The organism is Streptomyces sp. NPDC005017 (genome assembly GCF_042873115.1).
Lineage (GTDB): Bacteria > Actinomycetota > Actinomycetes > Streptomycetales > Streptomycetaceae > Streptomyces.
Genome location: NZ_JBIALD010000009.1, coordinates 50,657 through 64,757, shown reverse-complemented (window position 1 = coordinate 64,757; position 14,101 = coordinate 50,657). Strand labels below are relative to the sequence as shown.

At 70.8% G+C, this 14,101-nt stretch carries 8 protein-coding genes and 1 other RNA gene; 2 read left to right on the top strand and 7 right to left on the bottom strand.

Annotated features, from left to right (window positions below):
- Positions 1–159: 159 nt before the first annotated feature.
- The 5 genes from ACFYR0_RS15845 to ACFYR0_RS15825 all read right to left on the bottom strand — a co-directional run bounded on the left by ACFYR0_RS15845 (position 160) and on the right by ACFYR0_RS15825 (position 10,187).
- The gene (locus tag ACFYR0_RS15845) at positions 160–3,900 is read right to left on the bottom strand and encodes a LamG domain-containing protein (protein WP_389327224.1); all 3,741 of its coding nucleotides are present in this window, start codon (positions 3,898–3,900) and stop codon (positions 160–162) included.
- A 297-nt stretch (positions 3,901–4,197) separates the two neighbouring features.
- A complete protein-coding gene (locus ACFYR0_RS15840) occupies positions 4,198–5,505 on the bottom strand; it encodes an acyltransferase (RefSeq protein WP_389327221.1) in 1,308 nt (435 codons plus the stop codon).
- 83 nt (positions 5,506–5,588) lie between these two features.
- Positions 5,589–7,778, bottom strand: coding sequence for a glycosyltransferase (locus ACFYR0_RS15835; protein WP_389327219.1), 2,190 nt, complete (start codon positions 7,776–7,778; stop codon positions 5,589–5,591).
- On the bottom strand, positions 7,778–8,980 hold the full coding sequence (locus ACFYR0_RS15830; RefSeq protein WP_389327216.1) for a hypothetical protein: 1,203 nt from the start codon (positions 8,978–8,980) through the stop codon (positions 7,778–7,780). The genes ACFYR0_RS15835 and ACFYR0_RS15830 overlap by 1 nt, the downstream gene beginning before the upstream one ends.
- 238 nt (positions 8,981–9,218) lie before the next feature.
- On the bottom strand, positions 9,219–10,187 hold the full coding sequence (locus tag ACFYR0_RS15825; protein WP_389327213.1) for a LysR family transcriptional regulator: 969 nt from the start codon (positions 10,185–10,187) through the stop codon (positions 9,219–9,221).
- An 84-nt stretch (positions 10,188–10,271) separates the two neighbouring features.
- Here ACFYR0_RS15825 and ACFYR0_RS15820 point away from each other — a divergent pair, with 84 nt between their 5' ends.
- Both ACFYR0_RS15820 and ACFYR0_RS15815 read left to right on the top strand, forming a co-directional pair.
- Positions 10,272–11,630 carry an MFS transporter gene (locus tag ACFYR0_RS15820; RefSeq protein WP_389327210.1) on the top strand — a complete coding sequence of 453 codons (1,359 nt, stop codon included), beginning with the start codon at positions 10,272–10,274 and terminating at the stop codon, positions 11,628–11,630.
- Positions 11,631–11,894: 264 nt separating this feature from the next.
- On the top strand, positions 11,895–12,905 hold the full coding sequence (locus tag ACFYR0_RS15815) for a LacI family DNA-binding transcriptional regulator (protein ID WP_389327207.1): 1,011 nt from the start codon (positions 11,895–11,897) through the stop codon (positions 12,903–12,905).
- A 133-nt stretch (positions 12,906–13,038) separates the two neighbouring features.
- Here the strand turns inward: ACFYR0_RS15815 and ssrA are convergent.
- Both ssrA and smpB read right to left on the bottom strand, forming a co-directional pair.
- Positions 13,039–13,407: a transfer-messenger RNA gene (gene ssrA / locus ACFYR0_RS15810) on the bottom strand.
- A gap of 122 nt (positions 13,408–13,529) precedes the next feature.
- Positions 13,530–14,069, bottom strand: a complete 540-nt coding sequence (smpB, locus tag ACFYR0_RS15805; protein ID WP_389327734.1) for an SsrA-binding protein SmpB — start codon at positions 14,067–14,069, stop codon at positions 13,530–13,532.
- Positions 14,070–14,101: the final 32 nt, after the last annotated feature.

Sequence of the window (14,101 nt, the reverse complement as noted above, 5' to 3'; positions counted from 1 at the left end):
CCCCCGGGCAGCACTGAGCACGGCGTGTGCCGTGCTCAGGTGGTCGGACATGCTGGACGAAGGAGCCGGGCGGCGTGTGCGTCGCCGAGGGCCGAGGGCACTGCTCGCCCCGGGACGGCAGCCACCTGCCGCCCGGCTCGGTGTTCGTCCTGGTCGTGCCTACTCGTCGCCGGGTGCGCCCAGCGCCTTGGAGCGAACCTGGTCGGCGCTCATCGCACCTGCCCAGACCCGGACTTCGTCGATCGAGCCCGGCAGGTAGTACCCCGTGGTGCCGCCGGCTCGTCCACGTCCCACCGCGATCTCTCCGCCGCCCTGCTGGACGGCGGTGAAGGCGGATCCGCCCTCCTGCGCCTGCTCGCCCTCGTTGACGTAAAGGTGTGTGTTGCCGTAGCCGCCGGTCGCTTCCTCAGTGGCGTCGTAGACACCGGTCACCTGTACCCAGGTGTCCATCTCCGCCGAGGTCTCGGACGGGACGGAGGCGGTGGCGACCACAGCGCCGGTGGAGTCGGTCGCCGTACGGCCGAAGCGCCACAGGTAGCCGCTGTCGGAGACCTTCTCCACCCACAGCGCCCACGACGACTCCTTGCCGTCCGGTGTGGCCTGGCCGAAGATCTGCGACCGCGCGCCGACCGGAAGTCTGGCGAACTCGGCACTGTTCAGCTTGACGTCGGCGGTCACCGTGAAGGAGCCCGACTCGTCGACGGCCGGTCCGGTCGTCGACATGTAGCCGGAGACCCCGTCGAGGTGCAGCTCGTTCTCCTCCGGATCGGGCACCGCTCCCGTAGGGGAGATGGTCATGGACCCGAGAGCGTAGGACGTGAACTCCGTGACCTTGCCGCCCGCCGCCGTCGCGCTGTCCCAGTAGGCCATGAGTTCGGTCGCCGCGACACCGTCGGTCTCCAGGCGCGCGTCCTGACGGATCTCGTCCGCGCTCAGGGCTCGTTGCCAGACGTTGACCTCGTCCACGCGGCCGAGGAAGTTGCCCTGGTAGGCGCCGCCCGCCTTGAAGCGGCCGATCTGCAGACCCTCGGGCGAGGTCCACGGCGTGTACGCGGTGGACACGCCGTACAGCTTCACGGGCTGGCCCTGCGGGCGGCCGTTGACGAACAGCTGGATGGTGTCGTTCGTCTTGTCGCTGTCGCCCTTCGTGTCGAAGACACCCGCGAGGTGGGTCCACACCTCCCTCGGCGGATTCTCGGCATCTGCGTAGGAGCGGATGTACACGGCGCTGCTGGCGTCGGCCGCGGTGCGGTTGAAGACCCACTTCTTGGCCGCCGACGAGTAGTACAGGGCGAAGGCGGAACTGCCGGCACCCGGCGCGGAGGCGATGATCCGGTTCGCCGATCCGTCCGTGAGCAGTGCCCAGGCGGAGATGGTGAACGAGTCCCCGGTGTTCACGGCGGGGCTGGACGTGGCCGCGTAGCCGGTCTGCTTCGCGGTGTCGCTCACGTCGTCGTTGAGGCGCAGCGAGTGGTCCGCCGTCCCACGCCGGCCGAGGACCGACCAGCCGGCCGCGGTTCCGTCCGTCTGAGGCCGCAGGGTCAGGTCGTGCCGCGTACCCTCCGTGGCCGTGTCCTTGGCCGTGATCACGCCGGAGCCGGGGGCACCGTCGGAGAGGTGCCAGGTACCGACCGGGCCGGATGCGGTGGCCACCTTGAACGTGAACTCCGCGGGCGTGCCCCAGCGCTGGCGTACGTCCTTGGCCTCGACGGTGAGTATCTGCACACCGGACAGCGAGGGGACCGGCTTGACCGTGACCGTGGAGCCCGTCGTCTCGGTGGCCTTCTTCTGGCTCAGCAGCCGCCAGCGGTAGCCGATGATGTCCGTGTCGGCCGCGTTGGGCTTCAGCTGGAACGACCCGGCGATGCCTGGGCCGCCCTTGCCCTCGCACAGGTCGGCCGTGCACTCGGTGTAGACGCCGGTGTCGATGATCTGCGGGCGCTTCGGCGCCGTGGTGTCGACCTTGAAGTAGCACCAGGAGGAGTAGGACGACCACAGGTCACCCGACTTGGTGCCGTACGTCCAGTGCGACTGGGTGCGGGCCCGCATGCGGTACAGGCCGGTGTCGGCCCGGTTGGTCATGCGGACCTTTTCCAGTGTTTCGTCGGGGTCCCAGCCGGGCTTGGGCCGGTAGTCCGACCACACCTGGTGCCATGCGGCGTCGTCACCGCGCTCAACGACGAACTCCGCCTGCAGCTGGCCCTTCTCCTCGGTGGAGGTGGGCTTGACCTGGGTCTGCACGCGAGCCTGCGCCATCGGGTCGAGACGGGTGACGAACAGCGGATCGGACTGCGACTTCTTGCAGTACGCCGTCGTCCCGTCGCCCGGAATCAGGCCGACCGACGACGGGACGCCGGGCTTCGGAACATAGACGACCTGGAGTTCGGCGTTGTCGTCGAACCGCTTCCAGGCCGCCGGGTCGCCCTCGTTCGTCGCCCGGAGCATCAGTGTCAGGCGGGCGAACTTGCCGGCCGCGAGGTTGCGAACGGAAGCGGTGAGGTTCTCGTCGGGTTCGGACGGGTTGTCGTTGAACTCGATCCAGGCGTCAGGCTGGTCGGGGCTGCACAGGTCGCCACGTCCAGCGGAAACGTTTCGGTCACCGATGTGGTCCAGCACGGACGGGCCCGGCCAGCGGGTCGCCTCGGAGATGTTGTTGGTGCGCTTCAGGTCGACTGACTTCGGGTCGCACGTGAAGGACCACGTCTCCTTGGCACGGAACGTGGCGTCGACGACCTGCTTGCCGGACAGCTTGGTACCGCCGAACTCGAAGTACATGCGGTTCGTATGGTCGACATCGCAGTAGTACGGGCCGAGACGGCTGCAGTTGCCGACCCCGTAGTCGCCGTTGAACTGCCAGAACCGGTCGCCGTCGCTTGACATGACGGAGCGCTCAGAGGCACCGAGGCCGATGGAGGGGTCGATACGGACGGGGTAGACGGTGTCCTTGCCGCGCAGGAGGCCGAGGTCGGGACGCACGCTGATGGCGTCGCGCTCCACCTTCACGGGCATCTCGGCGCTCGTGTCGCGGGGGTCGGGCACGGTGAGGTCCGGCAGTGCCTGAGGACCCTGCTCCGCCTCCTGCAGGACCGCCGGCTTCTTCGTGCCAGCGGTGCCACCCGAGGAGTCCCACATCAGGCCCGCAGGGCCGCTGAAGACGGTGTTGCCGTCCTCGTCCATCGCCCGCAGGCCGCCTGACCTGCCGGGGACGACCTGCAGACCCTGGCCTCGTACAGTGAGCTCGACCCGCTCCAGCCGCGGGTCGGCGGCGGCGCGCGCCGACTTCACCACGAGGACCTCGCGGTAGCCCTCGGCCGTAGCGGTCAGCTCCAGGTCGACGCCCTTGAAGATCTCCGGGTAGGTCGCCGTGGCACCTTTCAGGACCGGCTCCGGCAGCCTGCCTCTCCATCCGAGGCTCAGCGCTCCGCGCTCGTTGCCGATCCGGATGAGATTCTTCCCGCTCCCCCCGCCTGAGAACGCGAGGTCCACGACCGCCGCCTTCGGACCGACGGTGCCGTCCGCGCGGCGCTCCAGAGTCGGATCCACCTTGTGCCACGAACCGTCGGCGTCCCTCACACGCCGAGGAGACGTGGACTGCGTAAGTGTGAAGGTACCGTCCGGGTTGGCCGTGGTCGTCGAGTAGGACGTGCGCTCGGCGATCACCTCGACCGGCTTGCCGCTCTCCTTGGCGCGAGTGGACGCCGACTGTTCGGATTCTCCCGTCCCGGTCTTCGCCGGCTTCGCATACGCAGGCTCACTCGCCGCTCCGATAACCGTGACGAGTGACGCCAGAACAGCACCCGCCGTCGCCACGCTCACACCCCGGAGGGCCCCCCGCCTCGGGGCGTGATCCCCGAGGCGCCTTCTCCGCTTCCCCGCCAATTCCTCACCCCTGAGTAACATTCTTCTCACACAGAGCACACAGACTGAAGCACTGTTGTTCGAAAATGGTCAATCAAGAAATGGCAAAGCGTGGCGGCCGAAGCGCCTTCCACCTGCGGAAACACAAACGGTGCGGCCTACGGTAAATCGGGCGAGGGTGTTCACCGAACCATCGGCCAGAGCCCACACTCTCGGTCACAACACAAGTGACATTCCCGCCACTCTCCAGGCGCCCGAGCAAAAGGCCGCCCGGGCGGAACGCCGGGCGGCCTGAGAGCCATCGCAAAGCGAAGAGTTCATTCGAGCAAACGTACAGCGTCAAGCCCGGCGTGCTCGTCGGCCTCTGGTCCTGCCACTACCGCCCCCGTCCGGCCAGAGCTCCGGCTTTCGCTTCGCGGCGAGGTCCTCCGCCCAGCCGAACCAGACGATGCAGCTGCAGATGAGGATCCAGGTGACCACCAGAACCGGCCATGGACTCTCCAGCAGCCAGGAGTAGTGCTGCCACATCACGTCGATCGACCACAGCCGGTCCCACAGCGTGGCGGCGACGAGGATGCAGATGTTGTGCCAGAGATAGATCGTCACCGCTCGGGAGTTGAGCAGGGTGATGGGTCTCGCGAAGCGGCGCAGCCAGCCCGGCCAGTCCGACCACGAAGGGCTGACGTGGAGCAGCAGCAGGACCGTGCCGAAGGACCACAGCGCCTGCGCCAGCGGCATGCTGTCCAGGTCGTTGCCCTGCGAGAAGTCGTGGCTGCTGGCGTACCAGAACCCGAGCAGCGCGATGGCCGGGGCCACGGACGGGACGATGTACCGGGGCAGCTTCTGGAGGATGCCCTCCTGGTGGGCCATGCCGAGGATCCAGCAGGCACCGAAGGTGCTGAAGTCCGTCAGCGCCGAGGGGATGCGCTCGCCGGGCAGCTCCAGGAAGCCCTGGTCGAAGGCGACCGCCAGGGCGATCGGCGCGAGGATGGTGGCCAGCGGCATCGCCCGCAGGGCCTTCAGGATGAACGGCGACAGCAGGACGTACCAGAGGTAGGCACGGATGTACCACAGCGGTCCCGCGAGGTCGCTGGCCCAGTTCTCGCCGAGGTATCCGTTGATGCCCGGGAGCCCCTCCGCGTAGGGCGGGTCGCTGAGCGGGAGGATCCAGAACGAGAGGTGGAGCCACCACCAGCCGGGGTGGCCCTCCGAGTCGGGGCCCCAGCCCTGCATGACCATGCCGGTGACGCCGATGACGCCCAGCAGCCACAGCGGGGGCAGCAGACGGCGGATCCGGCCTCTGATGACCTGGACCGGCGGACGCTTGAGCGAGCGCGCCATGAGGTTGCCCGCGAGCGCGAACATCACACCCATGGAGGGGAAGACGAGCGGCAGCCAGGCCCAGCCGGTCAGGTGGTAGAGCACGACACGGAACAGCGCCAGCGCGCGCAGGAGGTCGAAGTAGCGGTCCCGGACCGGTCCGCTTCTCGCGGGCTTGCCCGTGTCGGGGGTCCGGTCCGCTTCCTCGGGGACGGTCGCCGTCGCCGCGGTCGCGGCCTGGCCGGCCCGGGCGGCAGCCGGCTCCTGCATCACGGGCCAGTCGGCGAAGCCCGACGCATGCGGGCCCGCCTGCTTCTCTTCATACATGTGCGTGTCCTGTCTGGCCCGTGCGTCAGGCGTACGAGGAGTGCTCGTGGGGTCCGTCCACGCCTCCCGGGAAGGCGGGACGCTCATCCGACCGGCCTCTGCTCCACGCTGGGAGCGGCGCCGGACCCGGCGCCGGGCAGGCCCACCGCACCCGTGCGCCGCAGCTTCTGCCAGCGCAGTCGGCCGCCGGTGAGGGCGGTGATCCAGGACTGGAGCAGCACGACGTACATGAGCTGGCGGTAGAGGATCTGCTGGAGCGGGAGCGAGATCAGATGGGTCATGCGCTCGCGGTCCAGGTAGAAGGCGTAGGTCGCGCAGAGCGCCTGGACCGCCAGGACCACCAGCCACGCCCCGATCGTCTTCTCGGTCGGGCCGAAGACCAGGCCGTAGAGGAGGAAGACGTCGATCAGCGGGGCCAGCAGGGGGGCGAGGACCATGAACAGCGACACCAGAGGCAGCCCGACACGGCCGAAGCGGCCCGACGGGCCCCGCTCGATGATCGCCCGGCGGTGCTTCCAGATGGCCTGCATCGTGCCGTACGACCAGCGGTAGCGCTGGGACCAGAGCTGCTGGACCGACTCGGGGGCCTCGGTCCAGGCCCGGGCGTTCTCGGCGTAGACCACGCGCCAGCCGTCTCGGTGCATCGCCATGGTGATGTCGGTGTCCTCGGCGAGCGTGTCCTCGCTCATGCCGCCGACCCGCTCCAGGGCGGTCCGCCGGAAGGCGCCGACCGCTCCGGGGATCGTCGGCATGCACTGGAGCATGTCGTACATCCGGCGGTCGAGGTTGAAGCCCATCACGTACTCGATGTGCTGCCAGGCGCCGATGAGGGTGTCGCGGTTGCCGACCTTGGCGTTGCCCGCGACGGCGCCGACGCGCGGGTCGCCGAAGGGCTGGACGAGTTCACGGACGGTGGCGGGTTCGAAGACCGTGTCACCGTCCATCATCACGATGATGTCGTAGCTCGCGTTGGCGATGCCGCGGTTGAGGGCCGCGGGCTTGCCGCCGTTGAGCTGACGGATCACCCGGACACCGGGCAGGCCGAGATCCTCGACGATGCGGGCGGTTCCGTCGGTCGATCCGTCGTCGATCACCAGCACTTCGATGGGGTGATCGCTCGCCACCAGTGAGCGGACGGTCTGCTCGATGCACTTCGCCTCGTTGTACGCGGGCACGAGCACGGACACCGGCTCGGTGACGGGCACGCCCCAGCGGAAGTCACGGTGCCGGACCCGGCGGGCGTGCGCGATGGAGAGCAGCAGCATCAGGCCGAAGCGGGCGAAGACCAGGACGCCGATGACCGAGAGGCCGACGACGAGCACACCCGTCGTGTTCTCCGAGGCCCCGACCGCGTACACCCAGGCCTTGCCCTTCCACAGGTCGAGGCCGGTGACCGGGGCGTGCGCGCTGGGGAAGTCCAGTGCCTCGGTGAGCGTGTGGAACCTGTAGCCGTCGTCCTGGAGCGCCGAGACGAACCGGTCGAGCGCCGCGACGGTCTGCGAGCGGTCACCACCGGAGTCGTGCATCAGCACGATGGCGCCCTTGCCGTTCTCCGGCGTGGCACGGCGGATGATCTCCTCGACGCCGGGCCGCTTCCAGTCCTCGCTGTCGGTGTCGTTGAGGACCGTCAGATAGCCCTTCTTGCCGATGTACTCGGTCACGGGCCAGGAGTTGTCGTCCATGTGCCGGGCGAACGAGGAGTACGGCGGCCGGAAGAGCGAGGTCCGGATGCCGGCCGCTCCCGCGAGCGCCAGCTGGTTCTGGGACAGCTCCCAGTCGATCCGGCTCTGGGACTGGAGCGAGAGGTCGGGGTGGTTGAAGGTGTGCAGACCGACCTCGTGGCCCTCGTCGACCATCCGCTCGACCAGGTCCGGGTAACGGGAGGCCATGGTGCCGGTGACGAAGAAGACGGCGTGGGCGTCGTACTTCTTCAGAACGTCGAGGACCTTCGGGGTCCACACGGGGTCCGGGCCGTCGTCGAAGGTCAGGACCAGCTCACGGTCGGGCACGTGGAGGCTGGTCGGGGCGGAACCCCGCGTGTCGATCACCGGCCCGCCCTTGAGGACCTCCGAGGGCACCGCGGTCTTCGAGCCCGGTTCCCCGACCCGGTGGTCGGCCAGGATCTCGCTGTGCACGAAGCCGCGCAGCATCAGCATCGCCATGAGGGCGACGAGGACGAGCGCGGGCAGAGCCAGGCGCATGGGCACACGGCGGCGCCGGGAGCCGTCTCGGCCTCGGGCGGGGGGCCGGGGACGGCGAGTGCGTGATGCCATCAGAGGACGTACTCCGGGAACGTGGGGTGCTGAGCGGAAGCGGGTGCGCCGAGGGCGGCCGAGTCGGAGAGGCCGGTGCCGCCGCCGGTGCCGACGCCGTTGGTCTCCGTCGGGTCGGGCGTGGGCGGTTCGACGGTCGGGGTCGTCGGCCCCGGGTCGGGCTCGGTCGCTGTCGCCGTCGGCTCGGGGTCGGTCTGGGTGGCGCCGCCGCCCGGCTTGGGGAGGGACGTGCCGGTGGGCGTCGGATCCGGGTCGGCTGTGGTGCCGGTCGCGCCGGCGCTGGACGTGGCGCTGGGACCACCGGCCGTGACGCCCGGCTCCGGCGTGGTGCCGGCCGTGGCGCTCGGGTCGGCGGCCTGGGAGGCGGACGGGCCGGCGGAAGGATCCGCCGACTCGACGGCCGGCGACGGGGTGTCGACCTGCTCCGCCGGCCTGTCGTCCTTCTGGGGAACCGGCAGCCAGGGCGCGTCGGAGCTGCCGGACAGGACGGTGGCGACGATCACGACGGCGTAGACCGCACAGGCCAGCCCGATGGCCATGCCGATGCGGCGGAAGGTGCGGCTGCGGCGGCCCGTCTCGTCGACGAACACCGGCCCGTCCGCGGCGGGGTCCTGGCCGGTGACGCCGCCCTTGACGGGGCGCAGTGTCACGTCGCCGAGCTGCACGGCGTCCATCTGGACCGTCACCTCGTGCGGGTCGTGCTGCTGCACGGGGGCCGCCGCGGGACCCGGCACATCGGCCGTGTCGGCCCACGGATCGCGTGGGGCCGGGGCGGTGCGGGGCCCGTCCGGGAAGGAACGGCGCGCACCGCCGTCCGTCGGCAGTACGACGGTCGCGTCGGCCCCGGGCTCGTACGGGGAGCGGCGGGACGGGACGGGCGGCAGCACGGTGGTCGCGTCGGCGTCGGAGCCGTTCGTCCGGGCGGACGCGCCACCGGGTCCACGGGTCTTGCCGAACCAGTCGGCGTCCGTCGCGTCGGTACCCGCGGTGCCGGGCGCCGGGGCTCCCTCACCGTGTGCCGCGCCGCGGCGCTCCCTGCGAGGCAGCGGCCGGGAGCCGGCCGGGCCCGAGGGCTGACGCGGGCGTCCACTCGTCGGGAAGACGGCGGTGGCGTCGGCGTCGAAATCGGCCGTGGGGGTGCGCCACCCGCCGACGCCCGGCAGGACCTGGGTCTCGGCGGAGTAGGCCGAGCCCGGAGCCACGGACGGCGACGGAGCTGGGGAATCGATCCCGGACGCGCCCTCGGGCCACTCCGGTTGGGCGTCTTCTCGCCAGTTGTTCACGCGCTTACATCCCCCCACACGGGACAGTCCGGGGGCGCTCCGACGCCGAGCACCCGTCGACCGGATCAGGCCCCCCACCCGATCCGAGCGCCCCCTTTACCACACCGTGCTCAGGCCATGAATGTAGCGCACGTAGCGGTGCTCTGGTTCCAACGTCTCAGTCACGAAGCGACATGATCTTCGCATCGGTGGCCGGAATCCATCCTCCTTCGGGTGGCTGGAGCCAGCCCTCCTCCGCGGCGACCTGCGCCGCAGCCTGGCGCAACGCGTCGAGAGCCGGGTGCACCAGCCCCTTTCGCCACACGAGTGACACTGGCGACAGGGGGATCGGGTCGACCAGCGGACGCCGCACACTGCCCGGCATGGCCGGAAAGTCCACCACGGCGAGGACCGGCGTCCGTGACTTGGCCATGAGCCGTCCGAACTCTTCGTAACCGACTGCCATCGGATGGGGTGACGCGACGTCGATGCCGCGCCCCTCGAAAAGGTGACGCGCGAGCTCCGTCCACTCCGGCGTGCGCGGGTTTCCGGCACCCGCGTACACCACCTCGCCCGCGAGCTCGGCCAGCGGCACGCACGCGCGGTCCGCGAGCCGGTGGTCCAGCGGGAGCAGCACCGCCATCGGCTCGTACCGCACGGGCTGCTGCTCCAGCCCGGCCCGCAGCGCCGGGGCGAGGCCCGCGTAGCGGCCGAACGACGCGTCCAGACGGCCGGCCAGCAGATCGGCGGCGGCTCCGGTCAGACCGCTCTCGTAGCGGGCCATGAGTTCGAGGCCGGGGGCGAGTTCGCGGGCCCGGCGCAGAACCCGGTTCGGGGTGCCGAGGTCGCTGGAGTTGCAGTCGACCAGCAGCGGGCGGGCCTGGCGGAACGCGCCCACCAGGTCCTCCTGGGCCTGCAGGACCCGGCGGGCGTACGGCAGCAGCCGCTCGCCCTCCCCGGTCAGCGTCACCTGGCGGGTGGTGCGCAGGAACAGCTCCGCGCCCAACTCCCGCTCCAGCCGCCGTACGTCCCGGCTCAGGGCCTGCTGGGCCATGAAGAGCCGGGCCGCGGCGCGGGTGAAGTGCAGTTCCTCGGCGACGGCGAGGAAGCCGCGCAGCAGGCGGGGATCCGGGTACGAGGGCGGCATCCGCCGAACTTACAACGCAGACGCGTGAATCGGCACCGAATAGGTGTTGGACCTCCTGGTCCGCCCCGGGCGAAGCTCGGCGCCATGCCCGACACTCCTTCCCACCTGCACCTCGCCGTGACCGCCGACACCCTGATAGCCGCCGACCTGCGCCCCTGGGACCACGCCCCGGGCAGAGCCACGGGCAGCACACCACACCCCGCGCCCGAGGACCGCCCACCCGGCGAAGACCGCCGCAGAGGCCGCCGCGAAGGCCGCCGCACCCGCCCGCCCGGCCCCTACCGCCGGCTGCTGGCCCGCCCCGGCGCCCGCGCCTTCACCGCCGGGAACCTGATCGCCCGGCTGCCGATGGGCATGTTCGGGGTGAGCGCGGTGATGATGATCGCCGACGCGCGCGGCTCGTACGCCCTCGCCGGAGCCGTCGTCGCGACCGGGCTGGCGGCCACCGCGCTGGTCGCCCCGTGGACCGCGCGCCTCGTCGACCGGCACGGCCAGGCCCGCGTCGCCCTCCCGGCCACGCTGCTCGCCTCGCTGGGCGGACTGGCGCTGATCCTGTGCCTGCGCGCCGGTGCTCCCGACTGGACCCTGTTCGCCGCCTACGCCTCCACCGCCACCTGCCCGAACATCGGCGGCCTGTCCCGGGCCCGCTGGAACCACCTGCTCAAGGACGACCCCGAGGCCCTGCACACCGCCAACTCCTTCGAGCAGGCCGCCGACGAACTGTGCTTCATGCTCGGCCCGGTGCTCGCGGCCTTCCTGTGCGGGTCCCTCTTCCCCGAGGCGGGCACGCTGGCCGGCGGGGTCCTGCTGCTGACCGGCATGGCGGTGTTCACCGCGCAGCGCTCGACCGAGCCGCCGCCGGTGCGGCACACCGCCTCGGGCCCCTCCCCGCTGCGCTCCCCCGGCGTGCCGCGGCTGCTGCTGGTCTGTCTCGCCATGGGTGTGGTGTTCGGCGCGATGGAGGTCGCCACGATCGCCTTCGCCGACGCGCAGGGGCACCGCTCGGCGGCGGGCGTCGTCCTGAGCCTCCAGGCGGCCGGTTCCTGCGCGGCGGGACTGCTGTACGGGGCGCTGCGGCCGTCCGGCCCGGCCGCCCGGCGCTACCTCCGGTGCATCGCGGCGATGACCGCCCTGATGACCCTGCCGCTGCTGGCCGCCGGGCTGACCGGCTCGCTGTTCGTGCTCGCCGGGGCCCTCCTGGTGGCGGGCATGGCGACCGCCCCGACGATGATCACGGGCATGACCCTGATCCAGGAGCGCACCCCCGAGGGCCGTATCAACGAGGGCATGACCCTGGCGGTCACCGGCCTCCTCACGGGCATCGGCGCGGGCAGCGCGCTGGGCGGCTGGACCGCCGAACACCTCTCGGCGACGGCCGCCTTCGGGGTCCCGGCCGGCGCGGCGGCGCTGTCCCTCGCGATCGCCCTCGCCACCCGGCGGTGACCCGGCGGGCCGCGTCGAACGACGCGTCGACGACGGTCGGCCGCGCTCGCGCGAACGGCCCGCCGATGGGCCACTTCCCGCCCAACCACCCATCGCCCAAAGCCATTTCACGTCCCTCCCATTGACGCTCACCGACCCCCCACATACCTTCCCTGTCGAAGCGCTTCGACCGAGATCGACATCCCCACGTGGCATATGACGGAGCAACAGGACGCACGGCCCGAACGCTGTCGACGCACAACCGTCTGTGAGTGAGCTGGACCGATGGTCAGGATCACCGATGTGGCGCGGCGCGCCGGGGTCGCCCCCAGCACCGTCTCCTACGCCCTCAGCGGCAAACGCCCGATCTCCCCCGAGACCCGGCGCCGCGTCGAGGAGGCCGCCCGCGAGCTGGGCTACCGCCGGAACGCGGGGACGCGGTCACACCCCGGCGGCCGCTCCAAGGTGCTGGCGCTCGCGGTGCCGCTGCGGGCGGGCGTCCATGTGCCGTCGATGATGCGCTTCGCACTGCCGGTGGTCACCACGGCGAGGGCCTGTGACCACGACGTACTGCTGCTCACCGAGGAGGACGGCCCGGAAGGGCTGCGGCGGGTGGCCCAGGCCGGGCTGGCGGACGGGCTGATCGTGCTGGACGTCCAGCACGACGACCCCCGGCTGCCGCTGCTGCGCGCCCTGGACCGGCCGTCGGTGCTGATCGGGTTCCCCGCCGCGCCGGCCGGACTGACCTGTGTGGACCTCGACTTCCAGGCGGCCGCCGAGCTGTGCGTGGACCATCTGGCGGGGCTCGGGCACCGGGCCGTGGCGCTGGTGGGGCCGCCGGCGGAGGTCTATGCGCGGCGCACGGCGTACGCGCAGCATGTGGCGAAGGGCTTCACGGTGGCCGCGCGCCGGGCCGGGCTCGCCTCCCGGGTGCACCCGTGCGAGACGACGGCCGCCGACGCCCGCCGGGTCGCCGAACGGATGCTGCGGGAGCAGCCCGCGCTGACCGGGGTCGTGGTGCACAACGATGTCGCGCTGGAGCCCCTGATCGACGCCTTCACGCGGCTGGGGCTGCGGGTGCCCCGCGATCTGTCCGTCACCGCGATCTGCCCGCAGGACCTCGCCGAGTCGGCGGCGGTGCCCGTCACCTCGGTCGCCGTGCCCTCGGCCGAGATCGCCCGGTGGGCGGTGGAGCTGCTGGTCGACAAGCTCGCCGGCGAACCCGTACCGGACGCCACGGCCCTGCCGCCGCTGCTGACGGTCCGGGCGAGCACGGCACGGCGCACGCCGCCGTGAGTCGCACGCACCCTGGGGGCCGACCCGCCAACGAGCGAAACGGCCGGGCACGGAAAACTCCCCGACGCAGGAAACTCCCGCACGAAAACGACGAGGACCCGGTGGTCAGTGACCACCGGGTCCTCAACATGGAGAGTGGAGATGGCGGGAATCGAACCCGCGTCCAACGGTGCGGAATCAGGGCTTCTCCGTGCGCAGTCTGGTACGAGTTTCTCAGCCCTCCGGATCACCCAGACAAGTCCGGAACGGGCTCAGTCACTGTTTGATTTCCCTCTTCACCCCGTGACCGGGATCAAGGTTTAGTCCCCTAGCTGATGCCAGGATCCGGGTCGGGAACAGCCCCGGGCTGACACTTCGCAAGTCGCTACTTAGGCAGCGAGGGCGAAGGAATCGCGCTTGGTGTTGGCGATTATTGGTTTCGGCCTGTGGTTAACGAGATCATGGCCGCTTCCTCGACACGCTTCCCCTGCTTCGACAGCCGCTGTCGAAACCGATCATCCCCATGTTGTTTTTTCAAACCCTCCGAGGAGGGACACGCACCCGCTGTGGGGCACATCTGCATCGTACGTGACCAACGCGGCCACATGCCAGCGTATTCCCGGCGGCCCCCGTGGCCGACAGGGCCTACGCCCGCTGCCGCCGCTTCGCCGCCGCGATGGCCCGGTCCGACTCCCGCCGGTCCTGCTGCTCGCGCAGCGTCTGGCGCTTGTCGTACTCCTTCTTGCCGCGCGCGAGCGCGATCTCGGCCTTCGCCCGGCCGTCCTTGAAGTACACGGCGAGGGGCACGATCGTGTGACCCGTCTCCCCGGACTTCACCGACAGCCTGTCGATCTCCTCGCGGTGCAGCAGCAGCTTGCGCTTGCGACGCGCGGAGTGGTTGGTCCAGCTGCCCTGGCTGTACTCGGGGATGTGGGCGTTGTGCAGCCACGCCTCGCCCCCGTCGATCTGGACGAAGCCGTCGACCAGCGAGGCCCTGCCCTGGCGCAGCGACTTCACCTCGGTGCCGCTGAGCACCAGCCCGGCCTCGAAGGTGTCGATGATCGCGTAGTCGTGGCGCGCCTTCTTGTTCTGCGCGACGATCTTGCGCTTGCCGCCCTTCTCGCCGTCCTTGGCCTTGGCGGCCGCCCCGCCCTGCTTGGGCTGGGACTCCTTGGGTACGTACATTCCCTTGCTCATAGTGCCGCCATTTTCGCACT

Coding starts and splice junctions, on each gene's coding strand:
- ACFYR0_RS15845 (WP_389327224.1), bottom strand. CDS start 3,900: ATGTTACTCAGGGGTGAGGAATTGGCGGGGAAGCGGAGAAGGCGCCTC.
- ACFYR0_RS15840 (WP_389327221.1), bottom strand. CDS start 5,505: ATGTATGAAGAGAAGCAGGCGGGCCCGCATGCGTCGGGCTTCGCCGAC.
- ACFYR0_RS15835 (WP_389327219.1), bottom strand. CDS start 7,778: ATGGCATCACGCACTCGCCGTCCCCGGCCCCCCGCCCGAGGCCGAGAC.
- ACFYR0_RS15825 (WP_389327213.1), bottom strand. CDS start 10,187: ATGCCGCCCTCGTACCCGGATCCCCGCCTGCTGCGCGGCTTCCTCGCC.
- ACFYR0_RS15820 (WP_389327210.1), top strand. CDS start 10,272: ATGCCCGACACTCCTTCCCACCTGCACCTCGCCGTGACCGCCGACACC.
- ACFYR0_RS15815 (WP_389327207.1), top strand. CDS start 11,895: ATGGTCAGGATCACCGATGTGGCGCGGCGCGCCGGGGTCGCCCCCAGC.
- smpB (WP_389327734.1), bottom strand. CDS start 14,069: ATGTACGTACCCAAGGAGTCCCAGCCCAAGCAGGGCGGGGCGGCCGCC.